This is a genomic window from Bradyrhizobium sp. SZCCHNS30572, assembly GCF_032484415.1.
Lineage (GTDB): Bacteria > Pseudomonadota > Alphaproteobacteria > Rhizobiales > Xanthobacteraceae > Bradyrhizobium.
Window position 1 is genome coordinate 569,388 of sequence record NZ_JAUESY010000007.1, and the last position, 26,111, is coordinate 595,498.

Below are 26,111 nucleotides of genomic sequence, written 5' to 3' on the forward strand. Positions count from 1 at the left end.
GCGTTGTGGATCGCGCGAGGACAAGCGGGCTTCCCTCTGCAGACATGTCGTGCATTAGTGAGCGCCTCATTCGCATCGAGGCGCCTCATGTCCCTGCAAGTCTATCTCGCCTTCGTCGCCGCCTGTATCGGGCTGGCGCTGCTGCCGGGTCCAGTCGTGACGCTGCTGATCGCCAACGGTCTGCGCCACGGGACCCGCGCCGCGCTCATCAATATCGCCGGCGTGCAGACCGGGCTGGCGATCGCGATCGGCATCGTCGCCGTCGGCCTGACGTCGCTGATGGCCACGATGGGCTATTGGTTCGAATGGGTGCGGCTGATCGGTGCGGCCTATCTGGTGTGGCTCGGAATTCAGCTCATCCGCTCGCCGATCGAGGGGATCTCTGCGGGCGAGGCGCCGCCACCGCCGCCGCGCGGCGGCTTTTTCCTGCAGGGGCTGCTGGTGCTGCTCTCAAACCCGAAGGTGATGGTGTTCTTCGGCGCGTTCCTGCCGCAGTTCATGGACATGAGCCGGGATCACGTGCCGCAGGTCGGTTTGCTCGGCGTCACCTTCATGGTGATCGCGGGTCTCACCGACGCGATCTATGCGCTGCTCGCGGGCCGTGCGCGAAAACTGTTCTCGGCCAGGCGGACGCGGCTGGTGTCGCGCATCTCCGGCGGCTTCATGATCGGCGGCGGCGTGTGGCTGGCGCTGACCCGGGCACGGTGAGCACGCGTTCGGCCCCGCGGCCGCATCGCCGTCTGCTGACGCGCGCTACAGGCTGATCGTCCCCTTCACCACCGGCGCGACGTCGCCGCCGATCCAGATCGTGTCGCCGTCCTGCGCGACATGGACGCGGCCGGCGCGGCCCAGCACGGTGCCCTGGGAGGCGACATATTGCTTCGGAGCAATTCCGGCTCCGATCAGCCATTGCGCCAGACTTGCATTGAGGCTGCCCGTCACCGGGTCCTCGCCGCCGCCCCACATGAAGCCGCGGACCTCGTAGTCGGCATCTGTGCCATCTTGCGCCCGATCCCATGGCGCAACAACGCCGATCGGCTGTTGCGGCAGCGCCGCCGGATTGTAGCGGATGTCGAGCAGCGCGCGGCGCGAGTCGATCAGTACGCCGATCCAGCCCGGGCCGTTGTCGATCCACTGCACGGCGCGCATCGTGCTCGTTGGGATGCCGAGCGCTGCTGCGATCCTGCTCGTCAGCTCGGCATCGACGGCGCCGGAGCGGCGGAGGGGCGGGGCGGCGAAGGCGAGGCGGTCTCCGTCACGCTTGATGCGCACGAGGCCCGCGCCGCATTCCTGCACCACATGCTCGCCCTTCGGTCGGCCGCCGAGCGCGAGCCATACGTGGCATGAGCCGAGCGTCGGATGGCCCGCAAAAGGCAGTTCGCGCTGCGGGGTGAAGATGCGCACGCGATAATCAGCGCCCGGATTCTGAGCGCGTGACAGGAAGGTCGTCTCGGACAGATTGGTCCAGTTGGCGATCGCCTGCATCGCGGCATCGTCGAGGCCGTCGGCCTCGGCGATCACGGCGAGCGGGTTGCCTTTGAAGGCGACCTTGGAGAACACGTCGACTTGATGGAACGGAAGCGCGAGCATTGCGGTGCCCTCCTCGATGTCGGCGTCAGTCGCGCCAGAACGGCTTGTTGGCCTCTTCCTGCACGACCACGGGATCAAGGCCGCAGTCGCGCATCTGCTCGCGATCGAGCATCGCCAGTTCGGACCGCCAGAACAGGCGCCGCAGCCAGAGGTGCGGGACCTGGAGCAAATTGCTCTTTCCGTGGGCAGCTTGCGGAGTTGCCCAACGCTGCGCCAGGGAATATGCCATGAGTCACCTATCGCTCTTCAATTGCGTTGTTCGAAGAGCAATCGCGCAGTACATATCTCGGTGCAATCGAAACATTGCTCTCGGTGCAATATAGCATGAATGCTTCGTATACGGCCCTGGTGGACGACATTGCCGAGGACATCGCCAACGGCAGGCTGAAGGCGGGCGACCGGCTGCCGCCGCAGCGTCAGTTCGCCTATGAACGGGGAATTGCCGCATCCACGGCAGCGCGCGTCTATGCCGAATTATTGCGCAGGGGTCTGGTCGTGGGCGAGGTCGGACGCGGCACCTTCGTCGCGGGAGAGGCGGTACCGGTACCACCCTCGCTGCGGCTGGAGCCGTTCGATGGCCGCATCGATCTCGAGTTCAATTTCCCGACCCTGCCGGATCAGGCGGCCCTGATCGCGAAGTCGCTTGCCGCATGGCAGCGGCCGGAGAAGCTGGCGCCGGTGCTGGCGCCGATCACGCAGCGGCGGCTGGCCGAGGCCGGGCGCACCGCCGCGGCCTTCTTCGCCGGCGAGCGCTGGCGCCCGCGCGCGGAGAACTTCGTCTTCGCCGGCAGTGGTCGACAGTCGCTGGCTGCGGCGATCTCGGCGCTGGTGCCGGTCGGTGGCCGGCTCGGCGTCGAGGCCGTCACCTATCCGATGATCAAGGGCATCGCGGCGCGGCTGGGCGTGACCCTGGTGCCGCTCGCGATGGACGGCGAGGGCATCCGCCCGGATGCCCTGACCAAGGCGCACCGCGCGAGCGCGCTCAACGCGATCTACATCCAGCCGGTGATGCAGAATCCGCTCGGCCTGACGATGAGCGAGGCGAGGCGCGAGGAGATCGTGCGTCTGGTGCGCAAGCACGAGCTGATGATCATCGAGGATCTGGTCTACGGCTTCCTCAGCGATCAGGTCTCGCTGGCGACGCAGGCCGAGGAGCGTGTCGTCGTGGTCGACAGCCTTGCCAAGCGGCTCGCGCCGGGGATTGCGGTCGGTTTTCTCTACGTGCCGGGAAGCATGCGCGAAAAATTCGCCGCCACGGTGCGCACCGGGGCCTGGTCGGTGACGTCGCTGGCGCTGGCCGCCGGCATGGGGCTGCTCGCCGACGGCACGGCGGCCGAGATCACCAGGCGCAAGCGCGCCGACGCGCTGGTGCGGCAGGCGATCGTCGCCGAGTGCCTCGCCGGCCATCACATCGAGGCCGATCCGCGCTCCTACCATGTCTGGCTGCATCTGCCGGAGGGCTGGCGCGCCGAAGCCTTGACCGCCGCGGCCGCGCGCGCCGGCATCGCGATCACGCCGGCGAGCGCGTTTGCGGTGGCGCATGGCCATTCACCGAATGCGGTGCGGCTTGCGCTCGGCCTGCCGAGCCATGACGATCTGCGCACGGCGCTGTGGCGGCTCGCGGGCCTGCTCGCCCATCACGACGCCTCCGACATGACGGAGTAGCGGGCTACGCGAGACCCTTGCTGCGCAGCTCGACCTCGATCTCGCCGAGAATGCGGATCAGCCGCTCGGCCCAGCGCTGCTGGCCCTCGGGCTCGGTGATTTCGTTCTGACGAATCTCGATGCCGGAATTGATCAGCCCGCGCGCCTCGCCATGCACGGGGATGGTGTAGTCGGTGCCGTCGCCGACCGCATAGGGCTGATTGTCGCCCACCACGAGATCGGGCTCGGCCCGCAGCGCCCTCAACAGCAGCGGCGGTAGCACACGGTCGTGCTGATACAGCGTGCCAATGTGCCAGGGCCGCGCCATGCCCGCATAGACCGGCGTGAAGCTGTGCAGCGAGACGAGGATGGTCGGCCGCCCCGCGGCCTTGCGCGCATCGAGCACTTCGGTGATGCGGTCGTGATAGGGATCGAAGATCGCGCGGCGCCGGAGCTCGGCGTCCTCGTGCGTCAGACCCTCATTGCCGGGGATCGTGGTGCGCTCGCTGATCATCGGAATCGCGTTCGGCGCCTTCGGCGAGCGGTTGCAGTCGATTACCAGCCGCGAATAGCGCTGCGCGATCAGATGCGCATCGAGCGCCCGCGATACGGCCTCCGCGACGCCGGCGATGCCGATGTCCCAGGCGATGTGCCGCTCCAGTTCGCTTTCGGGCAGGCCGAGATCGCCGAGTGCGCGCGGCAGCAGGCGGCCATAGTGATCGCACGTGAAGAACAAGGCCGACGCCCCATCGGCGTTGCGCTCGAGCACGGGTGGAACTTCGTCTGGCTGAAGGAGTCGATGAGTGTTGCTCGTGCCGGACACGGTCATGCTGCCTCTCGTTGCTTCATGAAGCGGCAGACCGATCTCGGATTGGGCAGACAGATGAGGATTGGGCCGGCGGACATCATGATGGTCGCCCAAACGATGCTGATTCTGGCGATCATTCACAAGACAGAAGTTCGCAATGGGCCTACGGTCCGGGCTGGATGAGGCTGGCGCATCGTGCCGCCCGAACGGGGCGAAGGAGCCTTCATGCTGATCAAGGTTGGATTTGAGATCGCCTATGCGGCTCCGGCGGCAACGCCGATGGTGATCATGCTGTCGATCCATCCGTCGCGCTTTCCCGACATCGTCGGCACCGAGACGATTACGACCGAGCCCAAGGTGCCGATCAAATTCTACAACGACAGCTTCGGCAATCTCTGTGGACGGCTGGTGGCGCCGGCCGGCGGGGTCACCTTCCACGGCAGCGCCATCGTCCGCGACAGTGGGCGGCCGGACGCGATCGATCCCGGCGCCCAGCAACTGTCGATCGAGCAGCTGCCCGATGAGCTTCTGCTGTATCTGATGCCGAGCCGCTATTGCGAGACCGACAAGCTGGCCGAGGTCGCCTGGTCGTTGTTCGGCAGCGCGCCGGCGGGATGGGCGCGCGTGCAGGCGATCTGCGACTTCGTGCACGGCCACGTCACGTTCGGCTATGAGCACGCCCACGCCATGAAGTCGGCGCACGACGTCTATCAGCAGCGCGCCGGCGTCTGCCGCGACTTCGCCCACCTCGCGCTGACCTTCTGCCGCTGCATGGGCATTCCGGCGCGCTATTGCACCGGTTATCTCGGCGACATCGGCGTGCCGCCGGACCCGGTCCCGATGGATTTCTCGGGCTGGTTCGAGGTCTATCTCTCGGGCCGGTGGTACACGTTCGATGCCCGCCACAACGTGCCCCGCATCGGCCGCATCCTGATGGCGACCGGACGGGACGCCGCCGACGTCGCGCTGTCGACCTCGTTCGGCCTGATGACCCTGACCAAATTCCACGTCGTCAGCGATGAGATCGCGGCCGCCTGAGCAGAGAAAGGCGCGGCCGGCCGCCGCTTCGCATCATCGGCGATCGCCGCTATAGACGGGCCATGACCACCGATCTCCTGTTCGTCTACGGCACGCTGATGCGCGGCTTCGACCATCCGATGGCGCGGCTGTTGTCGGCCAATGCCGATTTCGTCGCCGAGGCAAGCTGCCGCGGCCGGCTGTACCGCATCCAGCATTATCCCGGCCTGGTGCCGTCCGATGACGCGGCCGATCTCGTCCATGGCGAACTGTTCCGGCTGCACCAGCCCGAGCCGATGCTGCGCGAGTTCGACATGTACGAGGCCTGCGGCGAAGGCTTCGCCGCGCCGACCGAATATCTGCGCCGGTGCCTCGCCGTGACGCTGGCCGACGGCGCGGCCCGCGAGGCCTGGACCTACGTGTACAACTGGCCCGTGGACGAGGTCGCCCGCATCGCCTCGGGACGGTTTTTGGCGCCCTAAGTCTCTCCGCGCCGTCATTCCGGGACATCGCGCAGCGATGGGCCCGGAATCCATAACCACAAGCGGTGCGAGGACACGCAGTGGCGCGGCCGTCCCGCCTCACGACTGGTCGTGGTTATGGATTCCGGGCTCGCCCTGCGGGCGCCCCGGAATGACGAGAGGAGAGGGCCGTGCCTGTGAATAGCCCGGACAAGCCGGAGGAAGTTCACATTTCGTACACGGGGGCCTATATGCCTAGGCCACCACCACAGGACCACCAGCCCGCTCATGGCCCGCTTCACGCCGGAATTTCTCGATGAGCTGCGCGCCCGGCTTCCGGTCTCGGACGTCGTCGGCAAGCGCGTGAAGCTCAAGAAGGCCGGGCGCGAGTGGAAGGGGCTGTCGCCGTTCCAGCAGGAGAAGACGCCGTCCTTCTACGTCAACGACCAGAAGGGTTTTTATCACGACTTCTCGTCCGGCAAGCACGGCAACATCTTCGACTTCGTGATGGAGACCGAGGGCTGCAGCTTCCCCGAAGCTGTGGAGCGGCTGGCGGGAATCGCCGGCCTGGCGCTGCCCGCGGTCACGCCCGATGCGGCGCGCCAGGAGCGGCAGCGCAAGACGCTGTACGACGTGATGGAGCTGGCGGCCAAGTTCTTTTCTGACACGCTGGCCTCCCGTCATGGCGCGCGCGCCCGCGGCTATCTTGCCGATCGCGCGATCCTGCCGCAGACGCAGCTCCAGTTTCGCCTCGGCTATGCTTCGCAGGAGCGGTTTGCGCTGAAGGAATATCTCGGCGCCCAGGGCGTCCCGGTGGCCGACATGGTCGAGGCGGGATTGCTGGTCGGCGGCGACGACATTCCCGTGCCCTACGACCGCTTCCGCGACCGCGTGATGTTCCCGATCACCGATCTCCGCGGACGCGTCATCGCCTTCGGCGGCCGCGCGCTGCAGAAGGACGTGCCGGCGAAATACCTGAACTCGCCGGAGACGCCGCTCTTCCACAAGGGCGACAACCTCTACAATCTCGCCAGCGCCCGTCAGGCCGCCCATAGCGGCGCGCCGATGATCGTGGTCGAGGGCTATGTCGACGTCATTGCGCTGGTCGCGGCCGGCTTTGCCGGCGCCGTGGCGCCGCTCGGCACCGCGCTGACCGAGAGCCAACTTTCGCTGATCTGGAAGATGGTCGACGAGCCGATCCTGTGTTTCGATGGCGACCGCGCCGGCCAAAAGGCGGCCTATCGGGCCGCAGACATTGCTTTGCCGCATCTCAAGCCTGGCAAGAGCCTGCGCTTCGCGCTCTTGCCCGAGGGACAGGATCCCGACGACCTCGTCCGCTCCGGCGGTCGCGGCGCGGTCGAGGAGGTGCTCAAAATCGCAAAACCCCTCGCCGAGGTGATCTGGTCGCGCGAGATCGAGGGCGGCAGCTTCAACACCCCGGAGCGCCGTGCCGCGCTGGAGGCGCGGATCGGCCAGCTCACCGGCGGCATCGCCGACGAGGTGGTACGGCGCTACTACAAGCAGGATCTCGGCGACCGGCTGTACCGGGCGTTCGCCCCGGACGGCGGCCGGGGGTTTGGCCGCGGCTTCGGTGCCGAATCAGGACGGCGTTTTGCTCCCCGCAGTCCCGGTTCCGGACAGCCTGGGCGGTTATCCACAGGAGGCGGTCGCCGCGGCGGACCGCCATCCACAGGCCAGGCCATGGCCCGCGGCCCCTACCAGGCGGCCAGCCCGCAGCTCGCCATGAGCCCGATCATGCGCGGCCAGCGCTCGGCGATCTCGCGCCGGGAGGCCCTGATCCTGCAGTGCCTGATCAACCACCCCTGGCTGCTGCACGACCACCTGGAGGAGGTCGCCGCGCTGGAACTGGCCCATCCCGAGGCGCACAAGCTCCGCGCCGCCATCATCGCCGCCTTCGCCCACGACCATCACCATTCGCCGGATCCGGACGAGCAGGCCGAGAAGATGCGGGCCGATCTGGAGAAGGCAGGCTTTTCCGAGCTTCTTCAACGGGTTGAGCGCGCGATCACGACGGCGGCGGTGTGGGCGACCAAGTCGGGCGCGGCGCGCGATGACGTTCTTGCGACCTGGCATCAGCTCGTTGCCTTGCATCGGCAATGGCACTCCTTACTTAGGGAATTGAAGGATGCCGAGCTGGCGCTGGGCGAGGAGCCGAGCGAGCCGAACATGGGCTGGTTGAGGGACGTGAAGGCCAGGATGGCCGAGATGGACGGCACCGAAGCGCTGATCGAAGGCTTCGGGGAACTGTCCGGACGCACCAACCGCAACGTGTAGACGGGACGCCCGGCGCCCTGTCGCCAGTTGAGCACATTTCGGCCCGGTCCGCCCGCGCGGTATCAGGTCCGCGCGAAAAGACTCGCCAAATCCATGGTTTGGCTGCAAAAACAGGGTTAATCGAAGTTTAAGAGGTCCGGGGCATTTTCTGCGGCAGATGGGTTGGTTTCGCTGTCGGACACCGCGCCTGCATGTCGGGCGCCGGATTCGATTGCAAAACCGGTATCGCTTTTGCAAGAAACGCGCGCCGGTCCGAAAACGGGACGACACCAGCGTAGGACGAAACGAGCGACGGGCTTCAGGGGGTGGCGACGTTAAAAGTGCGCCGCCCTTTCCGCGTCGAGAACAGTTTGAGTAGAGCAGGCGGGCGCCGCGATGCCAAGGGCTACGATGCCACGGGCGGAGCGGGCGCGTTTCGGGAGCAATGAATGGCCACGAAGGCAAAGACGCTGCAGGTGAAGGACAAGGAAAAGGACGACAAGGCCGCGGACGCTCCCGAGAAGGACGCCGCCGATGCGCCGTCGCCGTTGCTCGACCTGTCGGACGCCGCCGTCAAGAAGATGATCAAGCAGGCCAAGAAGCGCGGCTTCGTGACCTTTGATCAGCTCAACGAGGTCCTGCCTTCCGACACTACCTCGCCGGAACAGATCGAAGACATCATGTCGATGCTCTCCGACATGGGCATCAACGTGACCGAGGCCGAGGAGGCCGACGAGTCCGACGAGAAGGACGACGGCGAGGACGAGACCGACAACGAGCTCGTCGAGATCACCCAGAAGGCCGTCACCGAGGTCAAGAAGTCGGAGCCCGGCGAGCGCACCGACGATCCCGTGCGCATGTATCTGCGCGAGATGGGCACCGTCGAGCTGCTGTCGCGCGAGGGTGAAATCGCCATCGCCAAGCGCATCGAGGCCGGCCGCGAGGCGATGATCGCGGGCCTCTGCGAAAGCCCGCTGACGTTCCAGGCCATCATCATCTGGCGCGACGAGCTCAACGAAGGCAAGATCTTCCTTCGCGACATCATCGATCTCGAAGCCACCTATGCCGGCCCTGAGGCCAAGGGCGGCATGAATCCGCAGATCGCCGCGCCGGTGAATGGCGAGGGCGCTGCGGCCGAGGGCGGCGAGGTCCAGGCCGCGGTCGCGCCGCCGGCCGCCCCGCAGCAGCCGACGCCGTTCCGCGCCGCGCCGAACGGCGCGCCCGCCGAGGAGAAGGATCCCGGCGAGGCGGCGGCCGAAGCCGACATGGACGACGACGAGTTCGAGAACCAGATGTCGCTCGCCGCCATCGAAGCCGAGCTGAAGCCGAAGGTGGTCGAGACGTTCGACAAGATCGCGTCCGAGTACAAGAAGCTGCGCCGCCTGCAGGAGCAGGACATCGCCAACCAGCTGCAGAGCGAGTCGCTGTCGCCCTCGCAGGAGCGCAAGTACAAGAAGCTCAAGGACGAGATCATCGTCGAGGTGAAGTCGCTGCGCCTCAACCAGGCCCGCATCGACAGCCTCGTCGAGCAGCTCTACGACATCAACAAGAAGCTGGTCTCGTTCGAGAGCCGGCTGATGCGGCTTGCCGACTCCCACGGCGTCGCGCGCGAGGACTTCCTGCGCAACTACCAGGGCTCGGAGCTCGATCCGCGCTGGCTCAACCGCGTGTCCAAGCTCTCCGCCAAAGGCTGGAAGAACTTCGTCCATTACGAGAAGGACCGCATCAAGGACCTGCGCCAGGAGGTGCAGGCCATGGCCGCGCTCACCGGTCTGGAGATCGGCGAGTTCCGCAAGATCGTGCACTCGGTGCAGAAGGGCGAGCGCGAGGCCCGTCAGGCCAAGAAGGAGATGGTGGAAGCCAACCTCCGTCTCGTGATCTCGATCGCCAAGAAGTACACCAACCGCGGCCTGCAGTTCCTCGACTTGATCCAGGAAGGCAACATCGGCCTGATGAAGGCGGTCGACAAGTTCGAGTACCGCCGCGGCTACAAGTTCTCGACCTACGCCACCTGGTGGATCCGGCAGGCGATCACCCGCTCGATCGCCGACCAGGCCCGCACCATCCGCATCCCCGTGCACATGATCGAGACGATCAACAAGATCGTCCGCACCTCGCGCCAGATGCTGAACGAGATCGGCCGCGAGCCGACCCCCGAGGAGCTCGCCGAGAAGCTCGGCATGCCCTTGGAGAAGGTGCGCAAGGTCCTCAAGATCGCGAAGGAGCCGCTCTCGCTCGAAACCCCCGTGGGTGACGAGGAGGACTCTCATCTCGGCGATTTCATCGAGGACAAGAACGCGATCCTGCCGATCGACGCCGCCATCCAGTCCAACCTGCGCGAGACGACGACCCGCGTGCTCGCCTCGCTCACCCCGCGCGAAGAGCGTGTGCTGCGCATGCGCTTCGGCATCGGCATGAACACCGACCACACGCTGGAAGAAGTCGGCCAGCAGTTCTCGGTGACCAGAGAGCGTATTCGTCAGATCGAGGCGAAGGCCCTGCGGAAGTTGAAGCATCCGTCGAGGTCGCGGAAGCTGCGGAGCTTCTTGGATAACTAATTCGGCCACCAAATGGTCGTCATTGCCGGGCTTGACCCGGCAATCCATCGAGACATCAACGGCGGGCCGATCGGTCCGCTGTTTTCGTTTGCGCCCGGACGAGCGAAAGCAGGCGGGGTTGTGTAATGCGCGGCCATGTTTGGAGTTACCTGCGCGAATGCCGTGCATTCCAACGACGCTCGAAAGCCTCCTGCGAAATCTTTTCGGGTACAAACTCGGGATCTCTCGCGATTTCGTCCAGCGGAGGAACGGGGATCGAGCCGAGTCGCGTGCCGTCGGTTGCTTCGGTGGCGCTTGCGAATCCCACCGTGCCATCGCGAAATATTTCGAGCTTGCGCGTTTCAAAGCGCTCCCGATCGAGCTCGCTCCACAAGTCAACCGGCTCATCCTGAAAGTCGTGAAGCCAGCGCACTCGTATATAGATGTTCTCGCCCATCGTTGGGATCATGCACCGCGAACAACCTCTGCGAACCATATCATGTGTAGCAATAGTAGGGTGGGCAAAGGCGAGGCTTGCTGTGTCGACTTGCGCCGTCGCTGCGTGCGCCGTGGCGACCGATCACGGGCGCCGCACTTGATGGTGGGCACGCGCCGTCTATCGGCGTCGCTTTGCCCACCCTACGGCACCGGGGCTGAGCCACTTTCATCGTCGCCGCGGAGCCGTGCGTTGGATTGTCGCTGCAGAAAAGTCAGCCTTCGCACGTCCGCACGTGTCCGCGCTGCGGCGGGAAGAGACGGAACTTTACGCTGACGCGGCATGACACGCGGCTGCTAGTCATCGGTGTCCTCACCGATCCGGCCTTCCATGCAGCACGACGAAGTCTCATCATCTGCTTTCCACGCGCCCGCCAGCTCTGCCGCGATCTGGGCGCCACTGCGTCCCTTCATTGCCGCCGAGGCGCGACTTGCCGCGCGGGCGGCTGCGACGCCCTGGACTGGAGGCCTCTACGAATTCCTCCGCTTCGGCGTGAAGCAGGCTTGGGCCTGCCTGTTCGGCGGCATCGCGGTGGCGCTGATGCTGCTGACGTGGCGGTTCTATCCGGCGAACGCGCCGCTCGCGCGCTACGATTTTCTCTTCCTCTGCATGCTCGGCGTCCAAGCCGCATTGCTCGCTGCGCGTCTGGAGACATTCGAGGAGGCGAAGATCATCCTGATCTATCACCTCGTCGGCACCGCGATGGAGCTGTTCAAGACCGCGACCGGCTCGTGGATCTATCCCGAGCCAAGCCTCATCAAGCTCGGCGGCGTACCGCTGTTCTCCGGCTTCATGTATTCCTGCATCGGCAGCTATCTCTGCCGCGTCTGGCGGCTGTTCGACTTCCGCTTCACCGGCCACCCCTCACGGCGCTGGCTGATCGGCTTGAGCGCGGCCATCTACCTCAACTTCTTCACCGACCATTACGGGATCGATCTGCGGGTCGTGCTGTTCGGCTGGGCGGCGCTGCTGTTCGCACCGGCGACCGTTCACTTCAAGGTCTGGCGCGTGCACCGGTCGATGCCGCTGCTGCTCGGGCTGGTCCTGGTGTCGCTGTTCATCTGGCTGTCGGAGAACATCGGCACCTTCACGCGGGTCTGGCTCTATCCGCAGCAGGCCCATGGCTGGGCCATGGTGTCGCCGGCCAAGCTCGGCTCGTGGTTTCTGCTGCTGATCATCAGCTACACGCTGGTCAGCCTGATCAACCGACCGAGGGCGATGGAGCAGGGCAGGGCGGTGAGGCCGGCCGCCGTCGAGCCGGAGCGAGAGGCGGCGTGACGGTCGGATGTGGGTCGAGATATCTCCGCGTCGTGCGCGGGCTTGTCCCGCCTGCGCGGCCGAAGCCGCTTCGTCGCGGCGAAGGCCCGCCCATCCACGTCATTGCGACGTCAACGACGCGGATGGCCGGGACAAGCCCGGCCATGACGCGTAACCCATGATGAGGTCGTTCGTGGTACGCAGTTGATCGTGGGCACGCGGCCGCCTGGCGGCGGTCGCTTTGCCCACCCTACGGCAGCTCGGCCGGCCTACTTCTTCTTCGCCCCAACGCGCTCGAGCGACTTGATCTGAAGTGGCGGGCGGCCGGATTTTTCGGCGATCTCGCGGTCCTGCTCCATGATGAAGCCGCGCGCGGGCTCGTCGCCGTCGAGGCCGCCGAGCAGCTCGGCCGGGACGCGCCGGTTGGAGCGCTGCGAGCCGTCCTCGTAGGTCACGTTGAAGAAGGCGAATTCGCCTTTGGGATTGGAGCCGGGTTTTTTCGCCATGGATGGCGCTTTACGGCGGCGGGACCGGTCCGGTCAATGCCAGAAAATGCTTATCCGCTGCCCGAATTTGACTTTTTCGTCATATGGTTTTCGCCGAATCGGCAGGGCGGCCGGAGCGATCACGGACCGGCCGGCGGGGTCCCGAAACACCTCGATTTTGCCGGATGAAAGTGCGTTCATCGTGGACGTCTCACCCCGCCGCGAATGCAGCCCATGTCGATGCCCCAACTCACCATCTGGTACAACACGCGCTGCCCGGTCTGTGACGCCGGCATCGACTGGCAGCGCAACAAGCTGCTGGCGCTGGTCAAGTCGGGGCGGGTCGCGTTCAAGGACATCAACGAGCAGCCCGACGCGCTGGCCGCATTCGGCGCCGATGTCGACGCCGTCCGCCGCCGCCTGCACGCGACCGACGAGGACGGTCAGCTGATCACCGGCGCCGACGTGGCGCTGCTGCTGTGGGCGCTGACGCCGGGCGAGGGCTGGCTGGCGACCCTGTTCGGCAACCGCCTGGTGCGGCCGCTGACGCGGTTCGGCTATGACCGGTTTGCCGATGTGCTGTTCGCCTGGAACAAACGGAGGGGGCATTGGTGAGCGAGAGCTGCCGCTTGAGCCAAGGCTTCGGCCGCTGGCGCGGTCGACTCTCCTCCCCCTTGCGGGGAGGGGAGCGCACCGAGCGCGTGGTAACAGCTCGCCTCTACCGCCTCCGCACCTTCACCCGCGCATGCACCCGCGTGCCGCCGTGCGGGCCGTCGTCATCATCACTGCGGCCGAGCGCCATGATCGCGGTGCCCATCGCGGTCGAGCCGAAGGTGACGAAGAACGAGCCGAGCAAGAGACCGATGGCGACGACGGGCGAGTGGTCGGCGAAGATCAGGTGACGCAGGCCCCAGGGATCGAGCAGCAGCAATCCGCCGACCAGCACCACGGCCATGCCGAGGCCGAGCGCGAGATTGATCGCGAGCAGGCGGAACAGAGGGATCTGGAGCAATCGGCGCTGGCGTTGATTGTGCTGCATCGGCGATCTCCCGAGGGATCGTGAACGACAACGATATCGTAGCACCGTCCGCGACCGGCTCAAGGCCGGAGCCGCTCGGGGCGGGCATGGCTGCGCCGCGTGCGGCGCGCCGATTTGGGACAGGAGGCGGGAGTGTCCCGGCGGCCCTCTCTTGTCCGCGGACCTCGCGCGCACAAGGCGCCCGCGGCACGTCTCGCTCCGTCATTCCGGGCCCCCGCGCGCTCCGGATGACGCCTCATTGAAACCGGAGCTGCGGCCTCACGCCGCCTCGCCCTCGGCCACCCCGTGCTGCCTGGCGATCACGCTCTGCCAGACGCTGGCGATCGCGCGTTGCGTCTCCGGTGCGATCAGGCAGTGGCCTTCATTGTCGAAGCCGCAGAAGCGCACCGAGGGATCGTGCCTCACCTCGACCAGCGCCTTGTTGATCATCTCCAGCGAGGCCATCACCTGGCCGATGTTCTGCAGCCGCGTGTGATGCAGGATGTCGATCAGGCGGAACATCATGATCGGCGGCTGGCCCATTGCGATGCCCGGCCGGCCGAACTCGAAGAATACGTTCACCGCGGGCAGCGCGCTCTGGATCTGCGCTAGGACCTTGGCCGCATCCTCGACGCTGCAGGCGACGAGATGCGCGCTCTGGGCGGGGAGGGTAGGCGTCAGCGGCGCCTCCGGGCCGAGCCCGAGACCCGACAGCACCTGATGCTCGATCCAACGCCGCACCTCCGGCGGCGCCGAGCGGATCTGGTCGGTCGACAGCGTAATCCCGATCATGGCGATCTCCATTTCGGCCGCGGAGCTTAGGGCGTCATGATGGCACGGTGTTGACGAGGATCAAGCGGCCGCGCCGGCGCAGCGCCTCAGGGCGCCACCAGTTCGACGCGGCGGTTCAGCGCGCGGCCCGCATCGGTGGCATTGCTGCCGACCGGCGCGAGCAGGCCGACGCCCGCGGTGCGCAGCCGCGCTGGCGCGATGCGATAGCTGCGCGAAAGCTCGGCGGCGACCGCCTCGGCGCGCCGCCGTGACAGATCGAGATTGTAGTCGTAGCTGCCTTGGTTGTCGGTATGGCCGACGATGAAGACGCTGAGCTGCGGCTGGCCGGCGAGCAACTGCGCGATCTGCTCCAGTGTCGGCCGGCTCTCCGGCTTCATCGTCGCCTTGTCGGTGTCGAAATAGATGCCGTAGAGCGCGATGTGGCCCTTGTCGCCGAGGCCCTTCGCCATCTCGGCTGCGCTCACCATCTTGTTCTCCATCGCGCCGAGCTCGGCAACGGTGAGCTGGGCATAGATCTGCTCGTTGTTCTGGCTGACCAGCACGCTGGCAAAGGTCTCGCGGCCGCCGGCCTCCTTGCGGCCGGCAAAATAGCGGTAGTCGAAGCCATCGGCCCACATCTGCGGAACCGGCAGCAGGTCGATCGCCTCGGTGAAGGGAATGCCGCCGCAGGCATCGGTGTCGCAGGCGAGGAGCTTCTCGAAGCCGGCCTTGGCGAGCTGGTTTTCGAAATTGCGCGACACTTCGAGGATCGAGGGACCCGGCGCGGTGCGATAGGCGATTCTGACGACACGACCCTCCAGGCGTCGCTCGTCGGTCGCCCTGTCCGCCTTGAACGGCGCCGCCTGCAGCCGCACGGCATCGAAATCCTTGGCGACATAGCCGGTGATCACGCTGCCGGCGAAGCGGCCGATCCCGGGGTAATCCTTTGCGCCCGCCACATCGCCCGGCTGAGCGGCCGCGGGCGCCAGGCCGTGACACATCAGGGCCGCGACCAAGGTGAGCTGCGCCAGTGTGCCGAGCCGGAACATCATCGTCATGGGGACCTCTCCCGAAAAGTGGTGCCAACGCTCGTGGTTTTCAGAACGCGCGCTTGGATCGGCGCGCGAAAACGGCGCGACGTCGGACGAGGCACGCCCTGCATGAGTGGCGACGAGCGCGCCGACCGTTCAAAAAAAGATGACGATGGGGTGCGGTTCGGTGGCTATCGCCCGCCGGCTGGCCTGGTACCGCCAAATCAGGCATTGTGACGGCGTCCGCCGCCGGACTGCCGTCATCATGCTCTCATGCAGGGACCTTTCTCCTCATGTCCGTTGTCCGCTTCCTTGTTGCCGTCGCGATCCTCTCCTTTGCCTCTCCCGCTTTGGCCGCGCGCTGCGGCGGCGACTTCAATACCTTCATCGCGGGCGTCTCGGCGGAGGCGCAGAGCGCCGGCGTCTCGGGCGGCACGATCAGCCAGGCGCTGTCGGGCGTGACGCTCGATCCGGCCGTGCTCGCCTTCGACCGCCGCCAGCGCTACACCTTCAACAAGAGCTTCGAGCAGTACGTCTCGACCCGCGTCGGGGCGGGCCGGATCAATGGCGGCCGCGCGATGCTGCAGCGGCACGCCGCGCTGCTGTCGCGCATCGAGCAGCAATATGGCGTGCCGCGCCAGATCCTGGTCGCGATCTGGGGACTCGAGACCGATTTCGGCAAGGGCGACATGGGCAAGCTGCCGGTGATCCGCACGCTTGCGACCTTGGCGCATGACTGCCGGCGCACCGAGCTGTTCCAGGGCGAATTGCTGGCGGCGCTGAAGATCGTCCAGCGCGGCGATCTCACTCTGCGCGACCTCGTCGGCGCCTTCGCCGGCGAGATCGGCCAGACCCAGTTCCTGCCGTCGTCCTACATCAAATACGGCGTCGACTTCGACGGCGACGGCCGCGTCGATTTGCGCCACTCCACGGCCGACGTGCTGGCCTCGACCGCCAACCTGCTGCACAGCAACGGCTTCAAGATGGGCGCGCCCTATGACGAGGGCTCGGCCAATTTCGAGGCGATGCGCGAGTGGAACAGGGCGGTGATCTACCGCAAGACCATCGGCTACTACGCCGATCAGTTGATCGGGCGGTAGCGCCATCCGTCGCTCGCGACGTGCGCCAACGCCGCGCAGGCATGGCGAGTGACGGGGATCGCTTCAGAGGAGACGGGTCATGTCGCAGTCGTCGCCACGACCGTTCGCCGCGTTCGATGCCCAGGTTCAGCGCCAGATCGGGCTGCGTGCCGCAATCACCTCGGCCTATCGTCGCGCCGAGCCGGACTGCATCGCGCCGCTGCTCGATCTCGCCGCGCTTCCGGAGGAATCGTCGGCGCGGGCCGCCGATCTCGCGCGCGATCTCGTCCTGCGCCTGCGCGGCAAGGCGCAATCCGGCGGCGTCGAGGGACTGATCCACGAATATTCGCTGTCGAGCCAGGAGGGCGTGGCCCTGATGTGCCTGGCCGAGGCGCTGCTGCGGATTCCGGACACCGCGACGCGCGATGCGCTGATCCGCGACAAGATCGCGACCGGCGATTGGCGCGCCCATATCGGGCACAGCCCGTCGCTGCTGGTGAACGCCGCGACCTGGGGCCTCATCGTCACCGGCACGCTGACGGCCGCGGCCAGCGAGGACAGCCTGGCGTCGGCGCTGACGCGCCTCATCGCCCGCGGCGGCGAGCCGATCATCCGCAGGGGCGTCACGCTCGCCATGCGCCTGATGGGCGAGCAGTTCGTGGCCGGTCAGACCATCGACGCGGCGCTGTCGAACGGCCGTCCATGGGAAGCGCAGGGCTTCCGCTACTCCTATGACATGCTCGGGGAGGCGGCGACGACGGCGGAAGACGCCGCGCGCTACTTCGCCGCCTACGAGGCGGCGATCCATGCGATCGGGCGGCACGCGGCCGGTGCCGGCATCTACGAAGGGCCGGGCATCTCGATCAAGCTCTCGGCGCTGCATCCGCGTTACGTGAGCATCAAGCGCGACCGCGTCATGAACGAACTGCTGCCGCGGCTGAAGCAGCTGGTGCTGCTCGCGCGGGGATACGACATCGGCCTCAACATCGACGCCGAGGAAGCCGATCGTCTCGACCTCTCGCTCGATCTGCTCGAGGCGCTCTGTATCGATCCGGACCTCGCCGGCTGGAACGGCATCGGCTTCGTCATCCAGGCCTATCAGAGGCGCTGCGCCTTCGTGGTCGATTGGCTCGTCGACCTCGCGCGGCGCACGCGGCGCCGGCTGATGGTGCGCCTCGTCAAGGGCGCCTATTGGGACAGCGAGATCAAGCGCGCCCAGGTCGATGGCCTGGAGGATTTCCCGGTCTTCACCCGCAAGAGCCACACCGATGTGTCGTACCTCGCCTGCGCCCGTAAGCTCCTTGGCGCGCCCGACGCCGTGTTCCCCCAGTTCGCGACGCATAATGCGCGCACCCTGGCGTCGGTCGTCGAGATGGCAGGCCCCGGTTTCGAGCGCGGTCAGTACGAATTCCAGTGCCTGCACGGCATGGGCGAGCCGCTCTATGAGGAGGTCGTCGGGCCGGCACGGCTCGGCCGCCCGTGCCGCATCTACGCACCCGTCGGCTCGCATGAGACGCTGCTGGCCTATCTGGTGCGCCGGCTGCTGGAGAACGGCGCCAACACCTCCTTCGTCAACCGCATCGCCGATCCCGCCGTCTCCGTCGACGATCTGATTGCGGATCCCGTCGCCATCGTTCGCGCGTCGGAACGCCCCGGTGCCCCCCACGACAAGATCAGGCGCCCGCCGGACCTGTTCGGCCCGAGCCGCCTGAACTCGGCCGGCTTCGATCTCTCCGATCAGCGCGCGCTGGCGCGTCTCGACGAAGGCCTGGTCACGAGCGCGAGCCTCGATTGGACGGCTGCGGCGCCCGGAGCGACGACCAGCGAAGGCGCGCGCCGCATTCGCAATCCCGCCGACCGCCGTGACGTCGTCGGCGCGGTCAGGGATGCCGCGCCTGCCGAGATCGAGGCGGCCCTGTCGCGTGCGGCGAACGCCGCGCCGGCCTGGGCCGCGACCAGCCCCCACGCGCGCGCCGCATGCCTGCGTGCTGCGGCAGAGACGATGGAGGCGCGTCGTCTCGTCCTCATCGGCTTGATTGTCCGCGAGGCCGGCAAGACCTTTGCAAACGCCGTCGGCGAGGTGCGCGAAGCCGTCGATTTCCTGCGCTATTATGCAAGCGAGATCGAACGTCTCTCCGAGGGCGATAGTCCCGACCCGCTCGGCCCCGTGGTGTGCATCAGCCCGTGGAATTTTCCGCTCGCGATCTTCACCGGCCAGATCGCGGCGGCGCTCGCGGCCGGCAATCCGGTGCTGGCGAAACCTGCCGAGGAGACGCCGCTGATCGCCGCCCAAGCGGTTCGCATCATCCATGAGGCCGGCGTTCCAGCGGATGTCCTGCAATTGTTGCCGGGCGACGGCCGCGTCGGCGCCGCGCTGGTCGGCGATCACAGCGTGCAGGGCGTGATGTTCACGGGATCGACCGACGTCGCGCGGCTGATCCAGAAACAGCTTGCCGAGCGCCTCACCGTCCATGGACAGCCCGTGCCGCTGATCGCCGAGACCGGCGGCCAAAACGCGCTGATCGTGGATTCCTCGGCGCTCGCCGAGCAGGTTGTCGGCGATGTCATCGCTTCCGCCTTCGACTCCGCTGGCCAGCGCTGTTCGGCGCTGCGCATCCTCTGCCTGCAGGCGGACGTCGCCGACCGCATCCTGTCGATGCTGCGCGGCGCGCTGCGCGAGCTTGAACTCGGCAATCCCGCGTCGTTGTCGGTCGATGTCGGCCCGGTGATCAGCGGCGAGGCCCGCGACACGCTCGATGCGCATGTCGCCACGATGCAGGCGCGCGGCCATGCCGTGGAGCGGCTGCCGCTGCCGCCGCAGGCGGCGCATGGCACGTTCGTCGCGCCGACCATCATCGAAATCGGCAACATATTCGATGTCGAGCGCGAGGTGTTCGGCCCCGTGCTCCACGTGCTGCGCAACCGTCGCGAGCAGCTCGCTGACCTCATCGACGCGATCAACCTCACCGGCTATGGCCTGACCTTTGGCATCCATTCGCGCATCACGGAGACGATTGCCCGTGCCTCGAGCCACAGCGCGGCGGGCAACATCTACGTCAACCGCAACGTGATCGGTGCGGTGGTCGGCGTGCAGCCATTCGGCGGCTCCGGCCTGTCGGGGACCGGGCCGAAGGCCGGCGGTCCGCTGTATCTGCGCCGGCTGTTCGCGATGCCGCCGCGCCAGCGGCTCATGGCGTCGCAGTCTGACGCGGTCTTGCGCTCTTATCTCGACGGGTTGCGCGCCAGCGGACATGCCGAGGCCGCGTTGGCGTGCGAGGCGCATGGGCCCCAGGTGCTGGCCGGCTTCGAGATCGAGCTGCCAGGCCCCGTCGGCGAGCAGAACGTCTATCGCATCACCTCGCGCGGCGCCGTCGCTGCACTGGCGAGAAGCGAGCAGGCGTTGCTGGTCCAGATCGGCGTCATCCTGATGACCGGCAATGACGCGTTCGTCGAACGCGCCAGCCCTGCTTGTGCCGTGTTGGGACCGCTCACCAGCCGGCTGCGCGGCCGCCTGCGGATCGTCGACAGCTGGCGGGCTCTCGGCGATCTGCAGGCCGTGCTTGCCGACGGCGAGGCGGATGAATTGATCGCGCTCGGCCGCGACCTCGCCACGCGCCCCGGACCGATCGTCCCGCTCGTCACGCCGCGCGCCAGCGACGGCTGCTACGATCTCGACCGGCTGGTCACCGAGGTCAGTCTCTCCACCAACACCGCGGCCGCCGGCGGCAATGCCAGCCTGATGTCGATCGGCTGAGAAGACAGGTATTCCGTCCCGGGCTGGCTCGAGGCCCCAGGACAGGATAGGGGAGAACACCGTCATCGCCGGCCCGCTCCGCCCGCTGACGCACGCTTCGCTCCGATCGAGGACACCTTGATGTCGACCATCCTGTTCAAGAATGCCGCTCTGCTCGACCCGCTGCAGCCGGAGCTGCGCGAAGGCCATCACGTGCTGGTCGAGGACCATCTGATCAAGGAGGTGTCTGACAAGCCGTTGCAGACCAGCGTCGACCAGGCCATCGATCTCCAAGGCAAGACGCTGATGCCGGGGCTGATCGACCTGCACGTCCATGCGATCGCGGTCGAGCTCAATCTTGCCCAGCAAGTGCAGATGCCGAACGTGCTGGTGACCCTGCGCTCGGCGCTGCTGCTCAAGGGCATGCTGCGGCGGGGATTTACCACGGTGCGTGACGCCGGCGGCGCCGGCTATCCGCTGAAGCAGGCCGTCGACACCGGACTCACCGAGGGCCCGCGGCTGTTCGTCTCCGGCCGGGCGCTCAGCCAGACCGGCGGCCATGGCGACATGCGGGCGCGGACGGATTTCCTTTCCGACAACGCCCCTTGTCCGTGCTGCGTGCGCGTCGGCGCGCTGGCCCGGGTGGCCGACGGCGTCGATGCGGTGCGCAAGGCGGTGCGCGAGGAGCTGCAGATGGGCGCCGACCAGATCAAGATCATGGCGTCCGGCGGCGTGGCCTCGCCGACCGATCCCGTCGGTGCGTTCGGCTACTCGGAGGACGAGATCCGCGCCATCGTCGCCGAGGCCCGCGCGCGGCAGACCTACGTCCTGGCGCATGCCTACACGGCGGAGGCGATCGCCCGCGCCGTCCATTGCGGCGTGCGGACCATCGAGCACGGCAATCTGGTCGACCTTCCGACCGCGCGCCTGATGGCCGAGAAGGGCGTCTATGTCATCCCGACGCTCGTCACCTATGAGGCGCTCGCCAATGAAGGCGCGCAATATGGCCTGCCGCCGGAGAGCGTCGCCAAGATCGCGGATGTGCGCGATGCCGGCCTGCGCTCGCTCGGCATCTATCGCGAAGCCGGCGTCAAGATGGGCTACGGCAGCGACCTCCTCGGGCCGTCCCAGCGCCTGCAGAGCGATGAATTCCGGATCCGCGCCGAGATCCTCGGTGCCCGCGAGGTCATTGCCAGCGCGACCGTGATCGGCGCCGAGGTGCTGGGCATGCAGGGCAAGCTCGGCTGCATCGCGCCCGGCGCCTTCGCCGACCTGCTCGTGGTCGAGGGCAATCCGCTGCGCGACGTCTCGTGCCTGCTCGGCCAGGGCGATCACATTCCGCTGGTGATGAAGGCCGGCAAGGTCCACATCGACCGGCTGAACGCCTGAGGCAACTCGGCGCCGAAATCCACCGGGCCAATGGTCGACAGTCCCACCGTTTGTGCGCGCTGTCATGCGGGACGTCCATCGTCTCTCCGCCGCCTCGACGCCGCGGGCGTCGACATCTGCGATGAGTGCTTCTTAGAACGCAGTCATTCGGCCTCGCGGCGCTCCGTGCGTCCGAGTTGTGCGGGTCGTTTCGCCCTCATCGACGAAGAGGGCGCAGGGAATGCCGGGAGCTGGCCGCCCCCATGGCCCGCCTGCGAAAAAAATGCAGGCGGCAGGTACCACAGGTTCAGCCGAGACATCCGGCGGATTCAATTGGTCGTCGCAACACTCGATGAGGAGGTTGCGATGGGCATTCGAAAGAAACGGTCAACGCGGAGCAAGCTGGGATCATTGGGGCGCCCACCAGTTGCGGGGCGTGCGGAACAGCAGAAATTTTGGCGTGGGATTGCCGCTGGGTTGAACAGCGAGAATGCTGCGCTGGCTGCTGGATTATCGGATGCTGTCGGCCCCCGATTATTTCGAAAAGCGGGCGGCGTGGCACCGGCAATGTTCCGACCTTCAGCGAAGCCGCTCTCCGGACGGCACCTCTCTTTTTCTGAGCGCGAAGAGATTGCGCTGCTGAATGCGCAGCGCCATTCTGTACGAGAGATAGCGCGGCGTCTCAATCGATCTCCCTCGACCATCTCCCGTGAACTCGATCGCAATGCGGCCACGCACGGCGGCAAGATGGCCTATCGGGCGACGGCCGCCCAGTGGCATGCAGATCGATCGGCCCGGCGTCCTAAGCCGAGCAAGCTTGCAAGCAACGCCGCCTTGCGCGCTTATGTTGAAGAGCGGCTTGCAGGGTTTGTCGCACCTCCAGGCGGCGTTCGGCGGAAGGCCGGTCGTGCGGGCTCTAGCCAGGATCAGGGGTGGACGAAAGCGTGGAGTCCCGAGCAGATTGCCCGGCGCTTACCGATCGACTTCCCGGATGACGAGGCGATGCGCATCAGCCACGAAGCCATTTACCTGGCGCTTTTTGTTCAGGGCCGAGGAGCGCTGAAACGCGAGTTGTCGTCCTGTTTGCGAACGGGACGTGCGCTGCGCGTGCCCCGAGCGCGTACGCGGAAGCGCAGCAAAGGCTTCATATCGCCAGAGATCATGATCAGTGAGCGTCCGGCCGAAGTCGCGGATCGAGCTGTGCCGGGACATTGGGAAGGAGATCTGATCGTCGGCTCCGCCAGCTCGGCAATCGGCACGCTGGTCGAACGCAGCACGCGGTTTACAATGCTCCTGCACCTTCCACGGCTGCCGGGGTTTGACGATGGCCCACGTACGAAGGATGGGCCTGCGCTCTCCGGACACGGAGCTGAAGCGGTACGCGATGCGATCACGCGCACCATCGTCACCTTGCCCAAAGAACTCCGCCGCTCGCTAACCTGGGATCAGGGGACCGAAATGGCTCAACACAGTGACCTCAAGATCGATACAGACCTTCAGATCTACTTCTGCGATCCAAGAAGCCCCTGGCAACGTGGCACGAACGAGAACACGAATGGCCTGCTGCGGCAGTACTTCCCGAAAGGTACCGATCTGAGCGTCTACGATGCTGACGAGATCGCCGCCGTGGCCGCAGCGCTCAATTCCCGACCGAGAAAGACGCTAGGATGGAAAACTCCAGCAGAAGCGCTTGACGAGCTGCTGTCACGAATGAAAACACTTGGTGTTGCGACCACCGCTTGAGCCCGCCTCCCGGCATTCCCCGCGCGATGGTTGGGCGGCTTATACGTCCTCTCCCCGGGGACCGGCTGTCTTGCCCCCGTCACGAACGGATCATCGTCACCGTCCGCTTGGCCTCAGCACCGGGAGGCCAGGACCCTACGATTTCGCCGGCGCATCGGGCTCGTTCGTCCGCACGATTGCTCGCGCTGCGATCCAATGCACCCACCGCATCCCGCACCCACGTCTCGTGACGATCGCGAAGCGCCCCTCATGGCGGGACGGGATGCGCATAGTCAATCATGTTTTTCTGAAAAACGAAAGTAGAATATTTTCCGTGGGAGGACTGGACAAGGGTGATGTGCTTGAGGCGGTGAGAGAAATCAGATTTTGGGCGCATCGCATTAGAAGTCTTGTTGTCCATCGTGCGCGCCTGGCTTCGGGCTTGCAAGATCCTCGACAAGCAGATCCGCTCAAGCCCAGCAGGCCGACGTCTTTGGCGGCGGCCGGAAAGTGCGAGAAGGGCGAATTGCGGATATGGCGAGGCAGTCCGATCAGGCCGTGAACGCTCCAGAGCAGACGTTGCTGTTCTTCGGTTCATGAACTCGTGCTAAAGAAGGCTTGCGCAGGGGCGAAAGCAAATCCGGTTGGGCTGCTATATGACTGCGAGAGCGCATCACTTCGTTCCGAAGTGTTACTTGGGCAACTTCGTCACCGCGGAAAAGATCACGGTGGTGGACCTGCAGCGTGCGCGGCACTTCGTTACGAATCCAAAAAATGTCGCTCAAGAGCGCGACTTCAACCGCATTGACAGCGATACGCTAGCGCCCGACGCGCTTGAGCAGGCCTACGGAGAATTCGAAAGCGATCTGGCCCCAATTCTGAGAATTGCGGCGCACAGCCCTGCTGAGCTTACGGAAGATCAACTCGCACATATCCTGAACCTGATCGCATTGCTAGCGATCCGGAATCCGCGTACTCGTGGCAACTTCAGCGAATTCCAGAACGAGCTTCGGCAGGGTATGCTTGACCTCGCTAGCTCCTCCGAGGAACGTTGGCAGGTGCAAATGAAGAAAATGCGGGAGGCAGGCTATTTAGATGGCATCAAAGAAGTGCCATACTCAGTCATCCGGAAAAGCATCATAGAGCGAAACTTCAAATTCGTTACTTCGACAACGGAACATGCCAAATTAGAAATCAATACGTTCAAGACATTGCTTGAGATGATCTTCGATAGATCGTGGCGCTTCCTCAGAGCGGCGAATGGCAGTCATGGGTTCATCACGAGCGACCACCCGGTCATCCTGTTCTTTGAGAACCGCCCGAAAATGGCGCGTGCGCCGATTGGCTTTGGACTCCGAGGGACCGTTGTATTATTTCCAATCTCGCCAGGCATTGCTCTGGAAGGCCGTTTCGATGGGCCGACAGGGGCAATTACGCTCGACCCCTTTGATGTCGGTGATTTCAATGCTCGCGTTCTGAATTCTGCACACAGACAAATATATGCGGCGAACGACAAGTTTATGTTCTTCGACGGAAGAGACTTCCATGGCATACAGCAACTTATTCAGAGGCTGAAAGATCGACCAGTAGCACGTAGGGCGGATTAGCGCAGCGTAATCCGCCGCTGCGAAAGCGGATGGCACGTGTGCTTTCCCGGCCGGACTGATATCCGAAGCGGGGCCGCTTCTGGCCGATTCCGTTGAAAAAGTCGGCAGTAGTTTCGTCGTGAACGCCATCTGTTTCGAGGACGAATTGGCGCGTTGTGGTTCACGCGGGCGTCGGTGCGGGCATCGGGATCAGCTTGGCCATTTTACGAAGGTTCTGAGCGGCTGCAGCGAGGATGAACTCGTCGCGTGCGCCGTTCGGCCCTCTTAGTCGCAGGCGATCGAGCTTGAGAATGCGCTTGAGATGCGCGAACAGCATCTCGATCTTCTTGCGGAGCCGGCGTGAAGTGCGGCCTTCCCGTGAGCTTGCGATCTCGCGTGCCATGTCGCGAGCGCCCTCGTAGACCGAGCGCGGCACTTTTCGGGCCGGGGTGTTGGGGCAACACCTGCTTCTGAGAGAGCATGCTTGGCAATCGTGCTTGCTCGCACGGTAGAGGACCGTTGTATCGTTGTTCACCAGCGTTCCTGTGGTAGTGAGGGGTTTGCCAGCGGGGCAACGATAGATGTCCCCGGTATGATCGTAGATGAAGGCCTCACGCGAGAAGGTCCCGTCGGTGCGGGCCGACTTGTCGAAGACGGTCACGTGCGGCTCGATCCCATGCTCGCAGACCAGCCAGCCGAGCATCTCAGCGGAGCCATAGGCGCTGTCGCCCAAAAGTCGGCTTGGATAAAGATCGAACCTTTCGATTGAACGCTCAATCATGCGCTTGGCGGCCAATACTTCTGCCTGGCGGATCGCCGTGGTCGCTTCGACATCGACGATGATCGCATTCTCGACGTCGACCAGATAGTTCGTCGAGTAGGCGAAGAAGGCTTGGCCGCCGTGCGCTCCCGTCCAGCGCGCCGCCGGGTCGGAGGGCGATACAAACTTGGGCGTGACCTCCGTCGCGGCACCGAACGCGGCATCATCAAGAACGGCAAGATACTCGTCGATCGCTCGACCCGCAGCCTCCGGCGGAAGCCTCTTATCGCCTTCGATTCCCTTCTGCCGATTGGCATCCGCCTTGATCAGGCTCGCGTCGACTGCGAACCCTTCGCCGCCGATCAGGCGCTCCCGGATGCAGCGGCGCAAGACGGTCTCGAACACGCGACGGAAGAGATCGCTCTCACGGAAGCGGCCGTGCCTGTTCTTCGAGAACGTCGAGTGATCGGGGAC

General features: G+C 65.7%; 22 protein-coding genes. 13 read left to right on the forward strand and 9 right to left on the reverse strand.

Annotated elements, in window-relative coordinates; genetic code table 11:
* The first annotated feature begins 87 nt into the window (after positions 1–87).
* On the forward strand, positions 88–708 hold the full coding sequence (locus tag QX048_RS22405) for a LysE family translocator (protein WP_315754596.1): 621 nt from the start codon (positions 88–90) through the stop codon (positions 706–708).
* 45 nt (positions 709–753) lie between these two features.
* Here QX048_RS22405 and QX048_RS22410 read toward each other — a convergent pair whose 3' ends face one another.
* Positions 754–1,590 (reverse strand): PhzF family phenazine biosynthesis protein, encoded by an 837-nt coding sequence (locus QX048_RS22410; RefSeq protein ID WP_315717500.1) that lies wholly within the window; start codon positions 1,588–1,590, stop codon positions 754–756.
* 25 nt (positions 1,591–1,615) lie between these two features.
* Complete coding sequence (locus QX048_RS22415; protein ID WP_315826727.1) at positions 1,616–1,759, reverse strand: hypothetical protein; 144 nt, start codon at positions 1,757–1,759, stop codon at positions 1,616–1,618.
* Between the two features lie 86 nt (positions 1,760–1,845).
* On the opposite strand from QX048_RS22415, the gene QX048_RS22420 reads away from it, so the two are divergent.
* Entirely contained in the window at positions 1,846–3,255 is a 1,410-nt protein-coding gene (locus QX048_RS22420) for a PLP-dependent aminotransferase family protein (RefSeq protein WP_315826728.1), read from the forward strand.
* A 4-nt stretch (positions 3,256–3,259) separates the two neighbouring features.
* On the opposite strand, the gene QX048_RS22425 is transcribed toward QX048_RS22420, so the two are convergent.
* Entirely contained in the window at positions 3,260–4,063 is an 804-nt protein-coding gene (locus QX048_RS22425) for an N-formylglutamate amidohydrolase (RefSeq protein ID WP_315826729.1), read from the reverse strand.
* A 204-nt stretch (positions 4,064–4,267) separates the two neighbouring features.
* On the opposite strand from QX048_RS22425, the gene QX048_RS22430 reads away from it, so the two are divergent.
* The 4 genes from QX048_RS22430 (at position 4,268) to rpoD (ending at position 10,352) form a co-directional block, all read left to right on the forward strand.
* Positions 4,268–5,080 (forward strand): transglutaminase family protein, encoded by an 813-nt coding sequence (locus QX048_RS22430; RefSeq protein WP_315810604.1) that lies wholly within the window; start codon positions 4,268–4,270, stop codon positions 5,078–5,080.
* Between the two features lie 62 nt (positions 5,081–5,142).
* Positions 5,143–5,541 carry a gamma-glutamylcyclotransferase family protein gene (locus QX048_RS22435; RefSeq protein WP_315717494.1) on the forward strand — a complete coding sequence of 133 codons (399 nt, stop codon included), beginning with the start codon at positions 5,143–5,145 and terminating at the stop codon, positions 5,539–5,541.
* Positions 5,542–5,808: 267 nt separating this feature from the next.
* Positions 5,809–7,815 (forward strand): DNA primase, encoded by a 2,007-nt coding sequence (gene dnaG / locus QX048_RS22440; protein WP_315826730.1) that lies wholly within the window; start codon positions 5,809–5,811, stop codon positions 7,813–7,815.
* A 428-nt stretch (positions 7,816–8,243) separates the two neighbouring features.
* Complete coding sequence (rpoD, locus tag QX048_RS22445; protein ID WP_315717492.1) at positions 8,244–10,352, forward strand: RNA polymerase sigma factor RpoD; 2,109 nt, start codon at positions 8,244–8,246, stop codon at positions 10,350–10,352.
* 145 nt (positions 10,353–10,497) lie between these two features.
* Here the strand turns inward: rpoD and QX048_RS22450 are convergent, their stop codons facing one another.
* Positions 10,498–10,788 (reverse strand): DUF6881 domain-containing protein, encoded by a 291-nt coding sequence (locus QX048_RS22450; protein WP_315826731.1) that lies wholly within the window; start codon positions 10,786–10,788, stop codon positions 10,498–10,500.
* Positions 10,789–11,157: 369 nt separating this feature from the next.
* On the opposite strand from QX048_RS22450, the gene QX048_RS22455 reads away from it, so the two are divergent.
* On the forward strand, positions 11,158–12,105 hold the full coding sequence (locus tag QX048_RS22455) for a DUF817 domain-containing protein (protein ID WP_315826732.1): 948 nt from the start codon (positions 11,158–11,160) through the stop codon (positions 12,103–12,105).
* A gap of 248 nt (positions 12,106–12,353) precedes the next feature.
* On the opposite strand, the gene QX048_RS22460 is transcribed toward QX048_RS22455, so the two are convergent.
* The gene (locus QX048_RS22460; protein WP_315716474.1) at positions 12,354–12,590 is read right to left on the reverse strand and encodes a hypothetical protein; all 237 of its coding nucleotides are present in this window, start codon (positions 12,588–12,590) and stop codon (positions 12,354–12,356) included.
* 219 nt (positions 12,591–12,809) lie between these two features.
* Between QX048_RS22460 and QX048_RS22465 the strand changes: the two genes are divergently transcribed.
* Positions 12,810–13,184, forward strand: coding sequence for a thiol-disulfide oxidoreductase DCC family protein (locus QX048_RS22465; RefSeq protein ID WP_315826752.1), 375 nt, complete (start codon positions 12,810–12,812; stop codon positions 13,182–13,184).
* A 103-nt stretch (positions 13,185–13,287) separates the two neighbouring features.
* On the opposite strand, the gene QX048_RS22470 is transcribed toward QX048_RS22465, so the two are convergent.
* The 3 genes from QX048_RS22470 to QX048_RS22480 form a co-directional block, all read right to left on the reverse strand.
* Entirely contained in the window at positions 13,288–13,608 is a 321-nt protein-coding gene (locus tag QX048_RS22470; RefSeq protein ID WP_315826733.1) for a hypothetical protein, read from the reverse strand.
* A gap of 258 nt (positions 13,609–13,866) precedes the next feature.
* Positions 13,867–14,379, reverse strand: coding sequence for a hypothetical protein (locus QX048_RS22475; protein ID WP_315716476.1), 513 nt, complete (start codon positions 14,377–14,379; stop codon positions 13,867–13,869).
* An 86-nt stretch (positions 14,380–14,465) separates the two neighbouring features.
* Positions 14,466–15,410, reverse strand: a complete 945-nt coding sequence (locus tag QX048_RS22480; protein ID WP_315826753.1) for an OmpA family protein — start codon at positions 15,408–15,410, stop codon at positions 14,466–14,468.
* 272 nt (positions 15,411–15,682) lie between these two features.
* Here QX048_RS22480 and QX048_RS22485 point away from each other — a divergent pair, with 272 nt between their 5' ends.
* The 5 genes from QX048_RS22485 to QX048_RS22505 all read left to right on the forward strand — a co-directional run bounded on the left by QX048_RS22485 (position 15,683) and on the right by QX048_RS22505 (position 24,898).
* Positions 15,683–16,489, forward strand: coding sequence for a lytic murein transglycosylase (locus tag QX048_RS22485; RefSeq protein WP_315716478.1), 807 nt, complete (start codon positions 15,683–15,685; stop codon positions 16,487–16,489).
* Positions 16,490–16,568: 79 nt separating this feature from the next.
* Positions 16,569–20,222 carry a trifunctional transcriptional regulator/proline dehydrogenase/L-glutamate gamma-semialdehyde dehydrogenase gene (putA, locus tag QX048_RS22490; protein ID WP_315826734.1) on the forward strand — a complete coding sequence of 1,218 codons (3,654 nt, stop codon included), beginning with the start codon at positions 16,569–16,571 and terminating at the stop codon, positions 20,220–20,222.
* A 120-nt stretch (positions 20,223–20,342) separates the two neighbouring features.
* Positions 20,343–21,590, forward strand: a complete 1,248-nt coding sequence (locus tag QX048_RS22495; RefSeq protein WP_315826735.1) for an amidohydrolase family protein — start codon at positions 20,343–20,345, stop codon at positions 21,588–21,590.
* A gap of 345 nt (positions 21,591–21,935) precedes the next feature.
* A complete protein-coding gene (locus QX048_RS22500; protein ID WP_316241294.1) occupies positions 21,936–23,312 on the forward strand; it encodes an IS30 family transposase in 1,377 nt (458 codons plus the stop codon).
* A 635-nt stretch (positions 23,313–23,947) separates the two neighbouring features.
* Positions 23,948–24,898 (forward strand): DUF4238 domain-containing protein, encoded by a 951-nt coding sequence (locus QX048_RS22505; RefSeq protein ID WP_315826736.1) that lies wholly within the window; start codon positions 23,948–23,950, stop codon positions 24,896–24,898.
* Between the two features lie 160 nt (positions 24,899–25,058).
* Here QX048_RS22505 and QX048_RS22510 read toward each other — a convergent pair.
* Positions 25,059–26,111 (reverse strand): IS1182 family transposase (locus QX048_RS22510; RefSeq protein ID WP_316241295.1); only part of this gene is annotated, 1,053 nt, incomplete at its 5' end.